General features: G+C 52.3%; 15 protein-coding genes. 9 read left to right on the plus strand and 6 right to left on the minus strand.

Going from position 1 to position 16855, the window contains the following annotated elements; translation table 11 throughout:
- Positions 1 to 66 precede the first annotated feature (66 nt).
- Together BUB30_RS11125 and BUB30_RS11130 are read left to right on the plus strand one after the other, a co-directional pair.
- A complete protein-coding gene (locus tag BUB30_RS11125; protein ID WP_073133635.1) occupies positions 67 to 453 on the plus strand; it encodes a BlaI/MecI/CopY family transcriptional regulator in 387 nt (128 codons plus the stop codon).
- Positions 450 to 2414, plus strand: a complete 1965-nt coding sequence (locus tag BUB30_RS11130; RefSeq protein WP_073133637.1) for a M56 family metallopeptidase — start codon at positions 450 to 452, stop codon at positions 2412 to 2414. The genes BUB30_RS11125 and BUB30_RS11130 overlap by 4 nt, the downstream gene beginning before the upstream one ends.
- A gap of 73 nt (positions 2415 to 2487) precedes the next feature.
- Here the strand turns inward: BUB30_RS11130 and BUB30_RS11135 are convergent, their stop codons facing one another.
- Together BUB30_RS11135 and BUB30_RS11140 are read right to left on the minus strand one after the other, a co-directional pair.
- Positions 2488 to 3555 carry a mandelate racemase/muconate lactonizing enzyme family protein gene (locus tag BUB30_RS11135; RefSeq protein WP_073133638.1) on the minus strand — a complete coding sequence of 356 codons (1068 nt, stop codon included), beginning with the start codon at positions 3553 to 3555 and terminating at the stop codon, positions 2488 to 2490.
- Between the two features lie 96 nt (positions 3556 to 3651).
- Entirely contained in the window at positions 3652 to 4725 is a 1074-nt protein-coding gene (locus BUB30_RS11140; protein WP_073133640.1) for an N-acetyltransferase DgcN family protein, read from the minus strand.
- A 131-nt stretch (positions 4726 to 4856) separates the two neighbouring features.
- Between BUB30_RS11140 and BUB30_RS11145 the strand changes: the two genes are divergently transcribed.
- From BUB30_RS11145 to BUB30_RS11160, 4 genes are read left to right on the plus strand one after another with little or no spacing between them, the layout of a single operon-like run.
- Entirely contained in the window at positions 4857 to 5282 is a 426-nt protein-coding gene (locus BUB30_RS11145) for a hypothetical protein (protein ID WP_073133642.1), read from the plus strand.
- Between the two features lie 56 nt (positions 5283 to 5338).
- Entirely contained in the window at positions 5339 to 6382 is a 1044-nt protein-coding gene (rlmN, locus tag BUB30_RS11150) for a dual-specificity RNA methyltransferase RlmN (RefSeq protein ID WP_073133644.1), read from the plus strand.
- A gap of 59 nt (positions 6383 to 6441) precedes the next feature.
- Positions 6442 to 7122, plus strand: a complete 681-nt coding sequence (locus tag BUB30_RS11155; RefSeq protein ID WP_073133646.1) for a carboxypeptidase-like regulatory domain-containing protein — start codon at positions 6442 to 6444, stop codon at positions 7120 to 7122.
- A gap of 37 nt (positions 7123 to 7159) precedes the next feature.
- Positions 7160 to 8026, plus strand: coding sequence for an alpha/beta fold hydrolase (locus BUB30_RS11160; protein WP_073133648.1), 867 nt, complete (start codon positions 7160 to 7162; stop codon positions 8024 to 8026).
- Between the two features lie 3 nt (positions 8027 to 8029).
- On the opposite strand, the gene BUB30_RS11165 is transcribed toward BUB30_RS11160, so the two are convergent.
- The 3 genes from BUB30_RS11165 to mutL form a co-directional block, all read right to left on the minus strand.
- The gene (locus tag BUB30_RS11165; RefSeq protein WP_073133650.1) at positions 8030 to 8920 is read right to left on the minus strand and encodes a rhomboid family protein; all 891 of its coding nucleotides are present in this window, start codon (positions 8918 to 8920) and stop codon (positions 8030 to 8032) included.
- A gap of 19 nt (positions 8921 to 8939) precedes the next feature.
- Positions 8940 to 9533, minus strand: coding sequence for a rhomboid family intramembrane serine protease (locus BUB30_RS11170; RefSeq protein WP_245804064.1), 594 nt, complete (start codon positions 9531 to 9533; stop codon positions 8940 to 8942).
- 66 nt (positions 9534 to 9599) lie between these two features.
- On the minus strand, positions 9600 to 11402 hold the full coding sequence (gene mutL / locus BUB30_RS11175; RefSeq protein ID WP_073133652.1) for a DNA mismatch repair endonuclease MutL: 1803 nt from the start codon (positions 11400 to 11402) through the stop codon (positions 9600 to 9602).
- A gap of 284 nt (positions 11403 to 11686) precedes the next feature.
- Between mutL and BUB30_RS11180 the strand changes: the two genes are divergently transcribed.
- The 3 genes from BUB30_RS11180 to BUB30_RS11190 all read left to right on the plus strand — a co-directional run bounded on the left by BUB30_RS11180 (position 11687) and on the right by BUB30_RS11190 (position 16612).
- On the plus strand, positions 11687 to 14638 hold the full coding sequence (locus BUB30_RS11180; protein ID WP_073133654.1) for a serine hydrolase domain-containing protein: 2952 nt from the start codon (positions 11687 to 11689) through the stop codon (positions 14636 to 14638).
- 140 nt (positions 14639 to 14778) lie between these two features.
- Entirely contained in the window at positions 14779 to 15921 is a 1143-nt protein-coding gene (gene bshA / locus BUB30_RS11185; protein ID WP_073133656.1) for an N-acetyl-alpha-D-glucosaminyl L-malate synthase BshA, read from the plus strand.
- Between the two features lie 49 nt (positions 15922 to 15970).
- Complete coding sequence (locus BUB30_RS11190; protein ID WP_245804065.1) at positions 15971 to 16612, plus strand: sterol desaturase family protein; 642 nt, start codon at positions 15971 to 15973, stop codon at positions 16610 to 16612.
- An 85-nt stretch (positions 16613 to 16697) separates the two neighbouring features.
- Here BUB30_RS11190 and BUB30_RS35785 read toward each other — a convergent pair whose 3' ends face one another.
- A complete protein-coding gene (locus BUB30_RS35785; protein ID WP_262485791.1) occupies positions 16698 to 16826 on the minus strand; it encodes a hypothetical protein in 129 nt (42 codons plus the stop codon).
- Positions 16827 to 16855: the final 29 nt, after the last annotated feature.

The raw sequence follows: 16855 nt of genomic DNA on the forward strand, positions 1-16855 counted from the left end.
ATTCGTAAAACACTTTGAGATCATCTGACAGATCGCTAAGATTGTATTACGAACATATTCGTATTTATGAGTGCACTCACCCCAAAACCAACGGAAAAAGAGCTTGAAATCCTGCAAATCGTGTGGGAAAAGGAGGCTGTTTCCGTAAAAGATGTTCACGAAGCCCTGGGTGGCGACGTGGCAAACGGCTACACCACCATCCTGAAACTGATGCAGATCATGCACGAAAAAGGGCTGGTGACACGCCAAAAAAGCGGCAAGCTTCATCTTTATACCGCCGTGCCTTCTTTGGAAAACACGCGCCAGCAAATGCTCGACAAGATGATCAGTACGGTATTCCAGGGTTCGGCTGCTCAGTTGGTATTGAGCGCCCTGGGCTCCAATAAATCATCCAAAGAAGAGCTGCAAGAGATCAAAAAATACCTGGAAAAACTGGAAGGAGGCGCATCATGAACACGCTTTTACATTTCTTCGACGGCGCCTGGGCGCAAGCCCTGGGTTTCACAGTGATCCACTCGCTGTGGCAGGCTTTGCTGATCGGCATGCTGGTGGTGGGCGTCTTGCGTTGCGTACCCTCGCGACGGTCTGGTCTGCGCTATGCCCTTGCCGGCGCGGGATTGTTGCTGATCTTTTTGGCTTCGGCCTCCACCTTTCTGTGGTTGTTGCCTTCGGGCGGATCGCAGATCAAGGATGCCGCCATCTCCTTCACTGGTGGGATGGACCTTTCATCGACCTCTCCCGAAGCGCTCTCGCTTCGCCAACTGCTGACGCGGGCCTACGATTTTCTTCATGGCATTGTTCCCTTTGTTGTGTTGGCCTGGTCGCTGGGCACCGCCCTTTTTATACTTCGCCTTTTCGGCGGCTGGTGGTACACCACCAAACTAAAACAACAGGCCGTGTTGTTGGATACGCCCTGGACGGAACGCATGGAAACGCTGCTCCGCCAGTTCAATATCGATCGCGCCGTTCGGCTTGCCGAATCGGCGATGGTGCAGGCGCCGGTGGTGATCGGCTATCTCAAACCCATCATCTTGTTGCCCGTCGGCATGTGCGCCGGTCTTTCCACAACGCAGTTGGAAAGTATTCTCATACACGAACTCATTCACATCCGCCGTCACGATTACCTCGTCAACCTGTTGCAGTCGGTCGTGGAAGCTTTGTTCTTTTTCAATCCTTTTGTATGGATGATCTCGGGCATCCTGCGCCAGGAACGCGAACATTGCTGCGACGACGCGGTCGTGCTTCACCAAGGAAATGCTTTAGCGTATGCGCATGCGCTGGCCACCCTGGAAGAAGTGCGGCTCAGCAAAGCCGGTGTGGCACTTTCGCTGGCGGAAAATAAAAATCAATTGTTGAACCGAATCAAACGCCTTATGGAAAAGTCTGTAAAAAATTATTCGCCCCGCGAGCGCATCATCCCCGTGTTGCTGCTGGTCGTGGGACTGATGTGTGCATCGTGGCTCACCGTGCAATCGCGAAATACAAATCCTGCATCCCAGGCCAACCCGGATAACCAGGAAAAACCCGTGGCCGCCGACACCACGAAAAAGAACAAGTCGGCGAAATACGAAATGCGAAAGATCACCACCACGAACGAAGACGGCAAGCCGGGTGAAGTGAAGGTGATCGAAACCTACGACGGCGACGAAGACATGCGCGAGATCATGCACCGCGACATGGACATGGACTTCGATCATGACTTCGACGTGGACATTGACATGCCCGATTTTGATTTCGAGATACCACCGATCCCTCCCATTCCAGCTTTTGATTTCAATGTCGAGCCCGTTGAACCCGTCGAACCTGTTGGTCCAGTAGAGATCCATATCCCTGACCTGGACATTCAGTTCAAATTCGACGGCATCTCAACAAATATTCAGGAAAACGCAGCCTTTTCTCAGCAAATAGAAGCCTTCGCCGAACGGCAAGCGGAGATGGCTGAGCGCCACGCTGAAATGGCTCAGGCACAAGCCGAGCGTCATGCCGAAAGAGCGAGGGAAATGGCGGAGAGAAGCGCCCAAATAGCCGCTTTCCAAGGAGACAAGGCCCGTGCCCATGAACAAAGCTGGAAAGGCTTCGAAGAAAAGATGAAGAAGTTCGAAAGCGACATGACAGAATGGGAAGCTGTGAACGCTCCAAAAATGAAAGCGATGGAGGACCAGGCGAAGGCCATGGAGAAAAAAATGCATGGTCTTGACAAAGAACTGAAAAGCCAGCTAGTTAAAGATGGCTACCTCGCAGAAGGCGAAAAGCTGACCAGCATTCAAATTACCGACGATGATCGTTTCCTATTCAATGGGAAAGAGATCAAGGCCTCCGATCGCGAAAAATATAAAGCCATTTTTACAAAGCACAGCATTGGTCATATCGACAGAAAAAAAGAAACCGCAGAAATGCTGGGGAAGGACAATTAAAAACTGCGTTTTATTTATAAATTAAAAAGAGGCTACCTGATTTTCTCAGGCAGCCTCTTTTTTTTTTCGATTTTCAGATGCGTTCCACACCCAGTCCCGGTTTGTCCGAGCACGACATGTAGCCGTCTTTCAAAATGAATCCTCCTTTCACCACATCGCGGGCCAGGTCGAGGCTGCCGTCGAGGTCGATGTATTTGGTGTTGGTGCAGGCAAAGGCCGTGTGCAAAGCAGCCGTGATGCTCACGATGCTTTCGTCGTTGCAGCCCCAGAAGAGGTCAACGTCTTCGTGCAGGGCGATGTCGGCAATCTTGAGTGCCTGGCTCACGCCGCCGCACTTCATCAGTTTGATGTTGAATATTTTGGCAGCCTTCGGTGGCTTCAGCAGTTCGATGGCATCGACGGGGGTGATCAGGGACTCGTCGGCGGCAACTTTTTCGCGCACTTCCGGGGGGAGGCTTTTCATTTCGGAGATGGCTTTTGCGGGGAGCGGTTGCTCGATCAATTCCACATCCAGGTCGTAGGTACGTCCATAAAACTGAATGGTTTGTTCCACCGTGTAGCCCTGGTTGGCATCGATGCGGATAACAATGTTGGGGCCGAATTTTTCGCGCAGCTTCATGATGCGCTCCACGTCTTCCATAAGATCGCGGCCCAACTTTACTTTCAATACTCTGAATCCGCGTTTGATATAATCTTCCGCTTCCTTCAACGTCTCCTCCACGTTCTTAATGCCGATGGTATTCGATGTAGGAAGTTTCTTGATCTTTTGCCCTAAAAATTTAACCAGGGGAACGTCCAGGAATTTTGTGAACACGTCATACAGGGCAATATCCAACGCCGCGCGCGCCGATGGATTTTCGGGAAAGCGCTTCCACACATCGAAGGTCAGTTGGTTGAATTCGCGGATGTCGCGGCCGATGAGGAATTCGATGTTGTTTTCCTGCAGGGCATCCAGGCATTGGTCGAGGGTTTCGCCCACCACGTATTCGCTGGGGTTGCCGGCGCCGATGCCGGTGAGGCCATTGTCGAGCGTGATTTCTACAAAGGCGTTCTTTACTTCATCTACGGTCTTGAACGCGATGGTATAGGGCTTGGTGTTGCCCAGGTCGACGCTCCATACTTTAATGTCCTTTATTTTCATTTTGAGGTTCTCTGCTTAACAGCTTCGGTTTAGGTTGGTTAATGAGTCTTTGCTATGCCGGATCGGTGTCGTCGATCACTTGAATACTGAACGAACTTACGCGTGCGCCACGCTCTTTTTGATCATCGCTTCAAAAATGGGAACGAGGCTATCCAGCCCATCCTCCAAAGGCAACACCGCAGATATGCCCAGTTCGGTTTGATATTGCGCAGCAGCGGAACGGGCGTCTTGTTCGGTCATCTTCGCCGTGTTGAGCGTGATGGCCACGGTGGGAGCCCCATAAATTTTTATGAGCGCCACTTCATCTTTCACGGTAGGCAAATAGGCCGGGTAATATTCCATGTCTTTGTATTGTTTGCGCGCTGGATTGTGCTGCAGCACGACCGCATCGGCATCGGCCGAAACGATCCATTCCGCGCCGGCGGGGCCGCTGGGGTTGCGCAGGGCCGATTGTCCTTCGATAAAAATAATATCGGGTTTCGCTTCGTGGTAGCACGTCACGACGGCGTGCTCCATTTCACCGGAAATGAAATCGTTGAGGGTCGAGTCGAACACAAATCCATATTTGGCGCCTTGCATCCAGCCGGTTTGACCGGTGTAGATCATCTCGGCTTTGAAGCCTGCCTTGCGCATGGCTTCCACCAGGAACCGCGTGGTGGTGCGTTTGCCCAAGGCACAATCCGTTCCCAACACGGCGATCTTGGGACATTTCACCTCCTTGATCTTGCCCGACCAGAAGTGCAGATCTTTAAATTTTTTCGGTTTGCGTACGTCGATGATCTCCAACCCTTTTTGCTGGGCCAAGGCGGCCAGTTCGGGGATGTCAGACACATATTCATGGAGGCCGTTCACCAGGTGAAAGCCATGCTGTAAAGCGTCTTTCAATTCGGCCCGAAGCGATTCGGGGATCACGCCGCCTTTGGTGGCAACGCCCACGATGCAATAGGCCGCCTTTTGTCCTGATTTCAAAAAGTCTTCCAGGGTCGCATAAATGGGAATGTTTCGCTTCTTGCCATCGAGCACCTCACCGGCGTCTTTGCCAGCGCTTTTTGAGTCGATAAAACCCACAATGTTGAAGCGGTCGGTGCCGCGGATCAAGCCGTGTGCGGTTTTGGCATTGCTGCTGGCGAGGTATCCCCCGGTGATGACGATTGCGTTGCTTTTCTCCATGCGTTCTATTTTGAAGGTCGAAAATTTCGACTAATAAAGTGAGTTTTCAAAAGAAGGCGACGCTCAAAATAATGCCTGATCAACAGCATGAGGCCCGATTTTTGAGTAAATTTGGTTAAACCTCAACGGCCATGAAAACCATTCTATCCCTGGTTGTTTTCACCCTCCTGTACTGCCAAGCCAACAGCCAGTCCATTGTGGGCAAATGGCAGTTGGTCAAGCAAAGCAACTGCGTGGAAGAGGATTTGCCGCCCCAGGACGCTGAAACCGCAGCCCTGGTGGAAGACATGAAAGGCATGGCCGGCTCCATACCCCAGGTGATCGAATTCAAAGACAACAACACCGGCCAGGAAAGCTCCAAGATCGTGAGCCACAAAAAGGCCTACAACTCCAAGTCTTTTCTTTATAAATACAGTGGCGAAAGCCTCTACATCCTCGACAAAAAATCGCATACCATCATCGAAGGTTTTTCCGTGGAAAAGATCGATGGCGACTCCCTGATCATCACGAACAGTTCCCGGGTGTGCGAAACGAAGGTGTTTGTGAAGCTCAAATGACCCCCGGCCCCCTTTTTCCAGCCTGAAAAGTTCGCTTCTTTCCCTACCTTTGCCCCATGGTAGAGACGGCAAAGCGCGATATCCGGAAGCTAAAGCTCGATGAGCTGAAGGAATTCTTTGTGCAGCATGGGGAAAAGCCCTTCCGGGCCCAGCAGGTCTATGAGTGGCTCTGGAACAAATCGGCCAAGGATTTCGACCAGATGAGCAACCTTTCGATAGGGCTGCGCGACATGCTGAAAACGCATTTTACCATCAATCACATCAAAGTTGACCACATGCAGCGCAGTGCCGACGGCACCATCAAGAACGCCGTGACGCTGTTCGATGGCATGGTGGTGGAATCGGTGCTCATTCCCACCGAAAAGCGCATCACGGCCTGTGTTTCCTCCCAGGTGGGTTGCAGCCTGGCTTGCAAGTTTTGCGCTACGGCTCGCCTGAAACGCCAGCGCAACCTCAGCCCCGACGAGATCTACGACCAGGTGGTGGCCATCCGCGAGCAGGCCGAGTTGTTCTTCAACCGTCCCCTCACCAACATCGTCTTCATGGGCATGGGCGAACCCCTTTTGAACTACGCCAACGTGATGACGGCCATCGACAAGATCACCGCCCAAAAAGGACTGGCCATGGCCTCCAAGCGCATCACCGTGTCGACGGTGGGCATCGCCAAAATGATCATCAAAATGGCCGACGACAAGGTGAAGTTCAACCTCGCCGTGTCGCTACACGCCGCGCTGGACAAGACCCGCTCGTCGATCATGCCCATCAACGACACCAACCCCCTGGAAGAGCTGGGCGACGCCCTGCGTTATTGGTATGACAAGACCAAGCGCAAAGTGACCTATGAGTACGTGGTCTGGAAAGGCATCAACGACACCGAAGAGCATGCCCGGGCGCTACTGAAATTCTGCAAGATCATCCCCTCGAAAGTAAACCTCATCGAATATAACCCCATCGATGACGGTGAATTTCAACAGGCTTCCGAGGAAGCCCTGAATATGTATATGGACCTGTTGGAACGGAACGGCATCACTACCCGCATCCGTAAAAGCCGCGGCAAAGACATCGATGCCGCGTGTGGGCAACTGGCCAATAAAACTTAATTTGCCTTTCGTGCATCCTAACCCAAACAATGCTTCGGACAAGCACTTTTAATGGTCGTATGGAGAGTTGGCTAAAACTCGTTTTGATCACGGTCCTGCTGGCGGGCACCGCTGGTTCGGGATGGGCGCAGAAAAGAACGCGGGGCATCGTGGTGGACTCGATGTCCATGTCGGCGATGCCGGGGGTACAGGTCATGATCAAGCGAACCAAACGGGGGACCATCACCGACGCTTCCGGCGTATTTGTGGTGAACACGTTGCCCACGGACACCCTGGTGCTCACCTCCCTGGGCTATCGCACGATCACACTGCCCCTGATCTTTGAAGAAGAGGACATCTTGATCCGCATGAGCGAGCGCGTGAAGATCCTCAAAGAGATCACCATCACCGGCGCGCGCATCGGCGAGAACGACATCATCCGGACCGAGCATACCAAGCCTAAGAAAATGACCGTGCACGATGCCTTCTCCAGTCCGTGGGAGTATTTTTCAAGAGACCAGAAGGAACGGCGCAAAGTGGTGAAGCTCATTAACGAGAACGACCGCATCAAGACCTACATCTCGATCGTGAACGACCAAACGCTGCGGGAAACCATCATGGAGGAGCTGGACATCACGGAAACCCAATACTACAGCACCCTGGCTCGCTTCAACCAGCAAAGCCGCGATGTGTTGTATTCGACCGATCCCGAGGAAATCATCATATCTTTGAAATCTTTCTTTGCCCGGACGTATCATTAGGGAAAGCCCCGTCGTATAGACCTATAAATCCCTGCTCATGAAAACTGCACCAGCCTGGGTGGACCGGACCCTGTATCCCTTTACCTCGCATTGGCTGAAGGTGGAGGAGAACGAACTCCACTATATCGATGAAGGCCAGGGCGAAGTGCTGCTCTTTGTCCATGGCACACCGGAATGGTCCTTCGGCTTTCGCGACCTGGTCAAGGCCTTACGGGACAGTTATCGATGCGTGGCGGTGGACCTGCTGGGCTTTGGGTTGTCGGACAAACCTCCCGGCGAATTCTATACCTGCGCAGCGCACAGCGGGCGGTTGGAGAAATTCATCCAACAATTGGCATTGAAAAACATCAACATCGTTGCCAATGATTTCGGGGGGAGCATCGCGATGAGCTATGCCTTGCAGCACCCGGAAAATGTGAACCGGATCGTGCTCTTCAACACCTGGATGCGCTCGTTGAAAGCAGAGCCGCACTATACACGGCCGGCGCGCGTGCTCCGTTCGATCGTTGGCAAATTTCTTTATCATACCTTGAACACGCCGGTAAACACCATCATGCCGGCGGCGTATGGCGACAAAAAGAAACTGACCAAAAAAGTGCATCAGCACTATAAAGACGCCTTGCCCAAAGGCGACCGTAAAGGGCCGTATGCATTCGCGTTAGAGATGAGTTATGCCCACGATTGGTGGCAACAGTTGTGGGACAACATGGACCGGTTTGATGCAAACCGTTTCCTCATCTTTTGGGGTCTTAAAGATTCCTTTGTTCCCCCTGCCGAACTGGCCCAATGGAAAACCAAGTTACCGGGCGCCACGTTCGTGGAGTTCGACGATGCCGGTCATTTTGTGCAGGAGGAAAAACCGCAGGAGATGGTGCGTGGGATCCGGGAATTTTTGGTGCGCTAGCGATTATTTTTTGCTGGCGTTGAAGAGTTTTTCTTTCTCTTCTTTTGTGAGGCTTTCATAGCCACCGTCGGAGATCTTGTCGAGAATGGCGTCGATCTCGGCTTGCGAGATAGCCGAAGCCTTATTCGGTTTTCTACCGGATGATGTCTCTTTGCGATAGGTCACTTTCACATTGCGGCGGGGTGCAAACAAATTTTTGATCCACTGCAGGAGAAAGGTGACCCAGCCTCCCAGGTTATTGCCGCGTTGCAGTTGTTTGATGTAGACGAAGCCCATCAGCGCCCCACCCAGGTGAGCGAGGTTACCGCCGATGTTTCCCTGTGAGATGCCGAGGAAAGAAGTGATGACAAAGAAGGCGGCGATGTATTTTATCCGAACCGGTCCGATGAGGATCAGAAAGAACGTATGATCCGGCAGCAGCGTCGCCGCGGCAACGACGATCGAGAAGACGGCAGCAGATGCACCCACCATTCCCGGAAAACTAAGCGAACGTTCGATGTAAAACGGAACGGTATTGAACATGAGCAGGTACACCAGCGCCCCCGCCAGTCCACCCAACACATACATCGACACCAGTTTATCGCTGCCGAGATATTCGGCGAAAAGACTGCCGAAAAAATAAAGGGCCAGCATGTTGTAAAGGATGTGCGTAATATCCCATTGGCTATGCGCAAACATGTAGGTGACCAGCGTCCAGGGGCGCGTCAGGAATTCACCAAATACGGGTGGTATGGAGAACTGGCGATACACCAGACTAGCGAACCACTCCGTGCCTGTCCAATCACTGATCAGGAACAGTACGCCCATCGTCAAAAAAATCACCACGTTGATGATGATCAACTGCACGTGTGCGTTGTTGTAGCGTTGAAAGGCGTGTTTAAAATCGTCGAACATATTCTCTACGCGGCGTCTACTAATTTCCTTGCTTTCGCCAGGCGGTGATGATGAAAAATCCAAAGACCACTCCACCCAGGTGGGCGAAGTGAGCGGTGTTGCCGCTCGGGTCCATCATAAAACTGAGCCCACCCAAAAGCAACACCAGGTATTTCGCTTTGATGGGGATGGGTGGGATGAGCAGTTGTATTTCCATATTTGGAAACAACATACCGAAGGCCGTCAGCAAACCGTAGATGGCACCGGATGCGCCTACCATAGTTCCAAAGCCTCCGACATGGAAAACCAGGTCTACAAAAATATTGAATAAGCCGGCACCGACCCCGGTAATCAGGTAAAAAATAGTGAATCGTTTGACTCCCCAGTAGCTTTCCAGTATCGGTCCCATAAACGCAAGGGTCAGCATATTGAAAAAAATGTGACTGATACCGCCATGCATAAACATATAGGTGAAAAGCTGGTAGGGTCGGAAACAACCTGCATGGGTGTTGTACAGCGAAAGATAGGCCGTAATGACATCGACAGGGCCCGAAAAGGTGCAACCGCTCACATCGACGAGTGGAGTCAGTTTGCCCGCCAGAAACGATCCTACAAAAACGAGGACGTTGATCATGATCAGATTTCGTACAACCGGAGTAAGTCTCAGCATAATAAAATGATTGGTCTTCGTCTGTATAGTCTACCGAAAGTAAGCTTCTATTTTATTCAACTCAAAAATAAAAAACGTAGGTTTTCCATCGGGAGCATAGTTTGGGGTGGAGCATACGAATAAATTGTCGATCAGGGCCTGCATTTCCTCGCGCGCCAGCACCTGTCCGGCTTTCAGGGCAGCGCGGCGGGCCAGGGCGCGGGCCAGGTTTTCCCGCAACGGCAGGGAAAGCTCGGCCTGGTTGATCTTGAACTGCTCGATGAGCCCCTCAAACAATTCCTTCTCCCGGCTGGCCGGAATATTACCGGGCACACCGTTTACCAGCAAGGTATTTTTGCCGAACACTTCGATCCGGAAGCCCAACGACTCAATTTCCTGTTGCATTTCCAGCACCAGCGCAAAGTCGGCCGCAGGAAACGTAATAGCCTGGGGGAAAAGGCTTTGCTGGCTTTGGGCCGATTTATTTTTTACCTGCGTCAAAAATTTCTCGTATAAGATCCGTTCATGTGCGGCCTGCTGGTCTACGATCATCATGCCCGATTTCACCTGTTTAACGATATAACGGTTGTGAAGTTGGAAACATGTTTTTTGTTCCAACGGCGCGTCGGCCTGTTGGTTTAGGGCGCTCTCGAAACGCAGGGTTTGCACGGGCGCGGTGTCCGGCGGCACATTCAGGCGTACGGGCGGCACCTCGCCTTCGTATAGCCGCTCCCAGTTTTCACGACTGCTGCGGGGCACGGCACTGAAGCGCTCTTCGAAATAGACTTCGCGAGTTTGGTTCGAGGCCTGCGACAGTTTGGAAATAATATTTACGTCGGCATCGAAATCGATGGCCGGTGTCAGGTTGTGGGCGCCCAACGCCTGGCGGACGGCCGACAGCACCACCGCATAGACGGCCCGTTCGTCGTCGAACTTGATCTCGGTCTTGGTGGGGTGCACGTTCACGTCGATGTGCTTTGGATCGATCTCGATGAAAAGCACGTAGAAGGGAAATGTATTTTCAGGCAACAAGCCTGCGTAGGCCCCCATGATGGCGTGATTCAGGTAGTTGCTCCGGATGAAGCGTTTGTTGACAAACAAAAATTGTTCGCCGCGTTTCTTCTTTGCCCCGTGGGGTTTGCCCAGGTAGCCGGTGATCTTCACCAGCGGTGTCTCCTCCTGGCAGGCCGCCAGTTGCTCCTGGTAGGACTTGCCAAAAATGTTGACGATGCGCTGGCTCAGCTTGGCCGGATGCAGGTCATACTCCAGGGTGTCGGTCTCGATCAACTGAAAGCCTACTTCGGGATGGGCCAGTGCCAGGCGCTGAAATTCATCGACGATGTGTTGGTATTCGTTGGCGTTCGACTTCAGGAAATTGCGTCGCGCCGGGATGTTGAAGAAAAGATTTTTCACGCTGATGCTGGTGCCCGCCTCGCAGGCTACCGGTTCCTGGCGTTTCACATCCGATCCCTCCACCACGACAAGCGTGCCCAGCTCCTGGTCGTGGGGACGCGTTTTCATTTCCATTTGCGACACGGCGGCCAGCGAGGCCAGGGCTTCGCCGCGGAAGCCCATGGTATGGAGGGTGAACAGATCTTCGGCGGAGCGGATCTTGGAGGTGGCGTGACGCTCCAGGCTCATGCGTGCGTCGGTCTCCGACATGCCCTTGCCATTGTCGATCACCTGCAGCAAGGTCTTGCCCGCTTCTTTGAGGATCAGTTTGATTTGGGTGGCATCGGCGTCGATAGAATTTTCCATCAGCTCTTTCACGGCCGAGGCAGGGCGCTGCACCACTTCACCGGCGGCGATCTGGTTGGCTATGGAGTCCGGTAAAAGCTGAATGATATCAGGCATGCAATGAATATACGCTTAACAGGTCACAAAAATGTGTCATTCGATCTGCATTCTAAAGACAATTCTGGAAGAACATTCCGTTCCATAGCCTTGTTTTTTATTTTATACGCTTCGGAATAAGGAAATAAGGACGCTGGTCGTTGATCCGTTAGCCGGGCTATAGCGCGAGTTACCTCCGTTGGCTTATCTTCAAAGGGCAATATGTTTAAATCCCCTTTCAATTCATTAATTTTATACTTTACACTTTGGAGGCTTCATTTTTTAAACTCTCAACATCAAACCGAATGCTACAAAAAGTTTTCCTGAGCTTTCTGATCCTGGGCGCTATGCTCACGGGGGCGTCTGCCCAATCGAAGAAGAACCACTGGGTCGACAGTGTGTTCCACACGCTGAGCGTGGAGGAGAAAATCGGGCAGTTGTTTATGGCCACGGTGCCACCCCACGCCACGAAGGACCAACTGCGCGAGGTAGAGGACAACATCCGTAACCACGACATCGGTGGCATCATCTTCCAACAGGAAACGCCCGTGCACCAGGCCCGGGCCACGAACGTCTTTCAGGCCGCCTCGCACTTGCCCCTATTCGTGGGCCAGGAGGCCGAATGGGGACTAGGACAGTCGGTGGACAGCACGCTAAGCTTCCCGCGACCGCTCATCATGGGGGCCATTCGCAACGACACGCTCGTGTACCAGGCCGGCAGGGAAGTGGCCAACCAGATGAAGATGCTGGGGGTGAACCTCAACTTCGGACCCACGGCCGACATCAACAACAACCCCCAGGACCCGATGATCAGCTACCGTTCTTTTGGTGAAAACAAAGTGAACGTCGCCGGCAAAGCCACGGCTTTTGTGCGGGGCATGCAAGACCATGGCGTGCTGGCTTGCGCCAAACACTTCACGGTGAAAGGCCTTACCGTGACAGACGTTCACAAAGATTTTCCGAGCATCAAGCCCACCCTTGATTCGGTGCGCTCCTATCCCTACATCAAGCTCTTTGAAAATAACCTGGCCGGCGTGATGCCCGCCGCCTCCACGTTCCCGCTTTTCTACGAAAGTAAAAACCTGATCAAAAAAAATGCCTTCGATGCCGCCACACTCTCGCTGTTCTTTACGGGCGAATGGCTGAAGGGGAAATTGAATTTTAGCGGTCTGGTGTTTGTCGATCTCCACCAGGTGAAAACGCTCACCGAAAAAGTGAGAAGTGGTGAAGCGGAGATGTTTGCCTTCCAGGCCGGCAACGATATCCTGATCGGCTCGCAAGAGATCGGCCCCGCGATCCGAAGAATAAAAAAATTACTGAAGTCGGGCGATGTGTATGAGACCCAACTCGACAACAGCGTGAAGAAGATCCTCGGTTTCAAATACGACGCAGGGTTGTCGAAACGCAAACCCGTGAACCTCGACAACCTCGTGGCCCGCCTCAACGGCCCGGCTCCACGCCTGATGACTCAGAAATTATATTCAGCAGCCGTGACCGTGGTGAGCAATGCGCAACGCACGTTGCCCATAAAAGTATTAGAGAACAAACACTTTGCCTTCATCTCCAGCCATGCGGCCACGCCCAACAAGGAGTTCGTGACCACGCTGAACAAATACGTGTATACCTCCTATTTCACGCTCGATGAAAAGAGCGACCTCATGGAGTTGTCCGATGGACTGCGCGGGCACGAGGTGATCATCGTCGGCATATTTCCACAGACGTCACCGGCGGTGATGGAGCGGCTGAATACCGTATTGAAACAAAGCACGGCGGAGATCATTTATTGTGACTTCGGCAACGAGAGTTTCCTGCGATCGGCCAGCACGTTGCCCACCGTGATCACGGCCTATACCAACACGCCGGAAACCCTCCGGGCCGTTCCGCAAATCATTTTTGGCGCCTTGCCTGCGCAGGGCGCATTGCCCATCGCGGCCACGCCCTTGCTCCCGGAAGGAAGGGGCCAGTCGTTTGACGCCATTAAACGTCTATCCTACTCCATTCCGGAAGACGCCGGCATGGAAAGTCGGTTGCTGCCCAAGATCGACAGCATTGTGAAAGAAGCCATCAAGATGGGCGCCACTCCCGGATGCCAGGTGCTGGTGGCCCGCGGCGGCAAGGTGATCTATGACAAGTCGTTTGGTGCGCTCACCTACGATAACACCTCACCTGTAACCAGCGAAACCATCTATGACCTGGCGTCGCTCACCAAAGTCTCGGCCACGTTGCAGGCAGTGATGTTCATGTACGAGAAGGGCATGATAGACATTCATAAAAAGATCTCTTATTATCTGCCGGAACTAAAGAATACCAATAAGAAAGACATCACCCTGCTGGAGATCCTGACACACCAGGCAGGCCTCGCTCCGTTTATACCGATGTGGAATGAGACCGTGAAAGACACCACGTTTCTCCCTCTATATTATAGCCGGAAAAGAGACGAGCACTATCCGCTCCAGGTTTCCGCCAATTTATTTGCCGCCCCGAATATCCGCGATTCCGTGTGGTCGTGGATCTCAAAATCGAAACTGGTGGACAGGCCTGCGCGTACGCCTTATGGCTACAAATACAGTGACCTGGGTTTTCTCATGTTGCAACGCCTGGCCGAGCGGATGTTGAACCAGCCGCTGGACGAATTTCTCCACCAGAATTTATATGAACCGCTGGGCGCCTATACCACGGGTTACCTGCCCCTGAGCCGCTTTCCGCTTCAAACCATTGCGCCCACCGAAGACGACAAGATCTATCGCAAGACGCGCATAGCCGGCACCGTCCACGATGAACGGGCGGCGATGATGGGGGGCGTGGCGGGCCACGCGGGCCTGTTCAGCAACGCCACCGACCTGGCCAAGCTGGGACAAATGTTGTTACAGATGGGCGAATATGGCGGCACCCGCTATTACCGGCGATCGACCGTTCAAACTTTTACCGCTAAGCAATTTGACAAAAGCCGCCGAGGTTTAGGATGGGATAAGCCCGTGCAAAGCGACTGGAACAGCCCCACTTCGCTAAAGGCCTCACCCCAAACCTTCGGGCATACCGGGTTTACGGGCACGTGCATGTGGGTGGACCCCGAGTTCGACCTGGTCTATGTTTTTCTTTCTAACCGGGTATATCCAGACCGGAACAATAAACTAAACAATGCCAATATACGTTCTCGCATTCAAGACGTGGTGTACGAATCCATTTTCAGCTACTGCGGCGATGTTCCGGAAGACGACACGGAGACCGACACATCGCTGGTGACCAGTCGCCGGTAGAGTTTGCAATAAACCAAGCAGGGGTTCGTCTCAAGGGATAAGGCACACGTCCACACTTTTAACAATTAAATAACACACCCACACGCCAGGGACCCGTTATTCCGGGTGCCCCCAACCTTAACGACACAACGAACCTAAACATGAATATTGGAATTGTCTGCTATCCCACCTTTGGCGGAAGCGGTGTAGTTGCCACCGAACTTGGAAAGGCACTGGCCCAAGAGGGTCATAAAGTTCACTTCATTACATATTCGCAACCTCCGCGATTGGATTTTCTGAATGAAAATCTCTTCTATCATGAGGTTGATTTTCATTCTTACCCCCTTTTTGATTTTCCCCCTTACGAACTGGCCCTGGCCAGCAAGATGGTGAGCGTGGTGAAGAACGAGAAGCTGGATTTGTTGCACGTACATTATGCCATCCCGCACGCTTCGGCTGCCTACATGGCCAAACAAATTTTGAAGACCCACGGCATCGTCATTCCAGTGGTCACTACGTTGCACGGCACCGACATCACCCTGGTGGGCAAAGATGCCTCCTACGAACCGGTGGTCACCTTCAGCATCAACGAGTCCGACGGCGTGACGGCCGTTTCGGAAGACCTGCGGCGGGAAACGTATCATTCGTTCAAGATCACCAACGACATCGAGGTGATCCCCAATTTTATTGACCTGGAGAAATTCAAAAAACAAAAGAAAGATCACTTCAAAAAAGCCATTTGCCCCAACGGCGAGGTGCTGGTGGTGCACACATCGAACTTCCGGAAAGTGAAGCGTGTGGGCGATGTGATCAATATATTTGCCAACATTCACGCCGAAATTCCTGCTAAATTGTTAATGATCGGAGATGGTCCAGAACGCAGCAAGGCCGAAGCCCAGTGCCGCGAGTTGGAGATCAGCCAGGATGTTCGCTTCCTGGGCAAGTTGGAGGCGGTGGAGGAAGTGCTCTCGGTAGCGGATCTTTTCCTGATGCCTTCTGAGAAAGAAAGCTTTGGGTTGGCCGCGTTGGAAGCCATGGCATGCGAAGTGCCCGTGATCTCGTCGGACACGGGGGGCTTGCCGGAGCTTAATGTTCAGGGCGTTACCGGGTTTATGAGCCCGGTGGGTGATGTAGAAGACATGACCCGTAAGGCACTGTTTATTTTGGATAAGAATAACCTTCAAACGTTCAAGGACAATGCCTTGAAACGCGCCAAGGAATTTGATATCAGCCGGATCTTGCCGCTATATGAAGGTTATTATCAACGGGTAATGGAGAAAACTGCATCAAAAGCGGCGTTATAGCCGTATAAAACCTTGAGGAAAGAAATCAGTCATTAAACCCCATGACGCAATGTTAGCAGATGTAATGCCACCTGAGATCAAACCAAAAAATCAAGGGAGCAAACAGCTCTTCAAGAGCCCTGTTCTTGAAAAATTGTCCCGCACGCACATCTCTGTTCCCTTGCTCATCTTCACCACATTTGCCAGTGCTCTTTTGTATTGGAGCATCACCCACACGACGTTGTCGGCCTTGCAAACCACACTGATGTTTTTGTTGGGCATCGTTTCGTTTTCGTGGGTGGAGTATACGGTGCATCGTCATGTGTTTCACATGACCACCTATAGCAAGTTGCGTGAAAAGGCTCAATATGTGATGCACGGTGTTCACCACGAATTTCCAAAAGACAAAGACCGGCTGGCCATGCCGCCGCTGCTGAGCGTTACCATTTCCACCATATTGCTGTTGCTTTTCCGGTTGGTTTTGGGTGACCTCGTGTTTTCTTTTCTGCCGGGTTTTCTCGTGGGCTATGCGGCGTATCTCTCCATACACTATGTCGTGCATGCTTATCCGCCGCCAAAAAATATTTTCCGCAAGCTTTGGATCAACCACAGCATGCACCATTATAAGAATGGCGATATCATTTTCGGGGTGTCGTCGCCGCTGTGGGATTATATCTATGGCACGATGAAGGATAAGAAAACCTCGGCCTGAGGTCCATCGTCCATCTTTACCAAAGCAAAAAGCCACCTTGGTTTCCCGCGGTGGCTTTTTTATAGCTCAGGTTAATGAGTGCTTTTTAGAGGCGCGTCTGCTTCGCCGAGTTGGTCTTGGCTGGAGCTTTAGAGTAGGTCGGACACGTATACTCCGAACAAGCGGCCAGCATGACAGAGGCCGCCAAGATTAATACAACTATTGACTTTCTCATAGGAATATTGGTTTGTTTGTCGATCAAAA

Origin of the sequence: Chryseolinea serpens, assembly GCF_900129725.1 — a bacterium.
GTDB classification, from domain to species: Bacteria; Bacteroidota; Bacteroidia; order Cytophagales; family Cyclobacteriaceae; genus Chryseolinea; species Chryseolinea serpens.

Coding starts and splice junctions, on each gene's coding strand:
- BUB30_RS11125 (WP_073133635.1), top strand. CDS start 67: ATGAGTGCACTCACCCCAAAACCAACGGAAAAAGAGCTTGAAATCCTG.
- BUB30_RS11130 (WP_073133637.1), top strand. CDS start 450: ATGAACACGCTTTTACATTTCTTCGACGGCGCCTGGGCGCAAGCCCTG.
- BUB30_RS11135 (WP_073133638.1), bottom strand. CDS start 3,555: ATGAAAATAAAGGACATTAAAGTATGGAGCGTCGACCTGGGCAACACC.
- BUB30_RS11140 (WP_073133640.1), bottom strand. CDS start 4,725: ATGGAGAAAAGCAACGCAATCGTCATCACCGGGGGATACCTCGCCAGC.
- BUB30_RS11145 (WP_073133642.1), top strand. CDS start 4,857: ATGAAAACCATTCTATCCCTGGTTGTTTTCACCCTCCTGTACTGCCAA.
- rlmN (WP_073133644.1), top strand. CDS start 5,339: ATGGTAGAGACGGCAAAGCGCGATATCCGGAAGCTAAAGCTCGATGAG.
- BUB30_RS11155 (WP_073133646.1), top strand. CDS start 6,442: ATGGAGAGTTGGCTAAAACTCGTTTTGATCACGGTCCTGCTGGCGGGC.
- BUB30_RS11160 (WP_073133648.1), top strand. CDS start 7,160: ATGAAAACTGCACCAGCCTGGGTGGACCGGACCCTGTATCCCTTTACC.
- BUB30_RS11165 (WP_073133650.1), bottom strand. CDS start 8,920: ATGTTCGACGATTTTAAACACGCCTTTCAACGCTACAACAACGCACAC.
- BUB30_RS11170 (WP_245804064.1), bottom strand. CDS start 9,533: ATGATCAACGTCCTCGTTTTTGTAGGATCGTTTCTGGCGGGCAAACTG.
- mutL (WP_073133652.1), bottom strand. CDS start 11,402: ATGCCTGATATCATTCAGCTTTTACCGGACTCCATAGCCAACCAGATC.
- BUB30_RS11180 (WP_073133654.1), top strand. CDS start 11,687: ATGCTACAAAAAGTTTTCCTGAGCTTTCTGATCCTGGGCGCTATGCTC.
- bshA (WP_073133656.1), top strand. CDS start 14,779: ATGAATATTGGAATTGTCTGCTATCCCACCTTTGGCGGAAGCGGTGTA.
- BUB30_RS11190 (WP_245804065.1), top strand. CDS start 15,971: ATGTTAGCAGATGTAATGCCACCTGAGATCAAACCAAAAAATCAAGGG.
- BUB30_RS35785 (WP_262485791.1), bottom strand. CDS start 16,826: ATGAGAAAGTCAATAGTTGTATTAATCTTGGCGGCCTCTGTCATGCTG.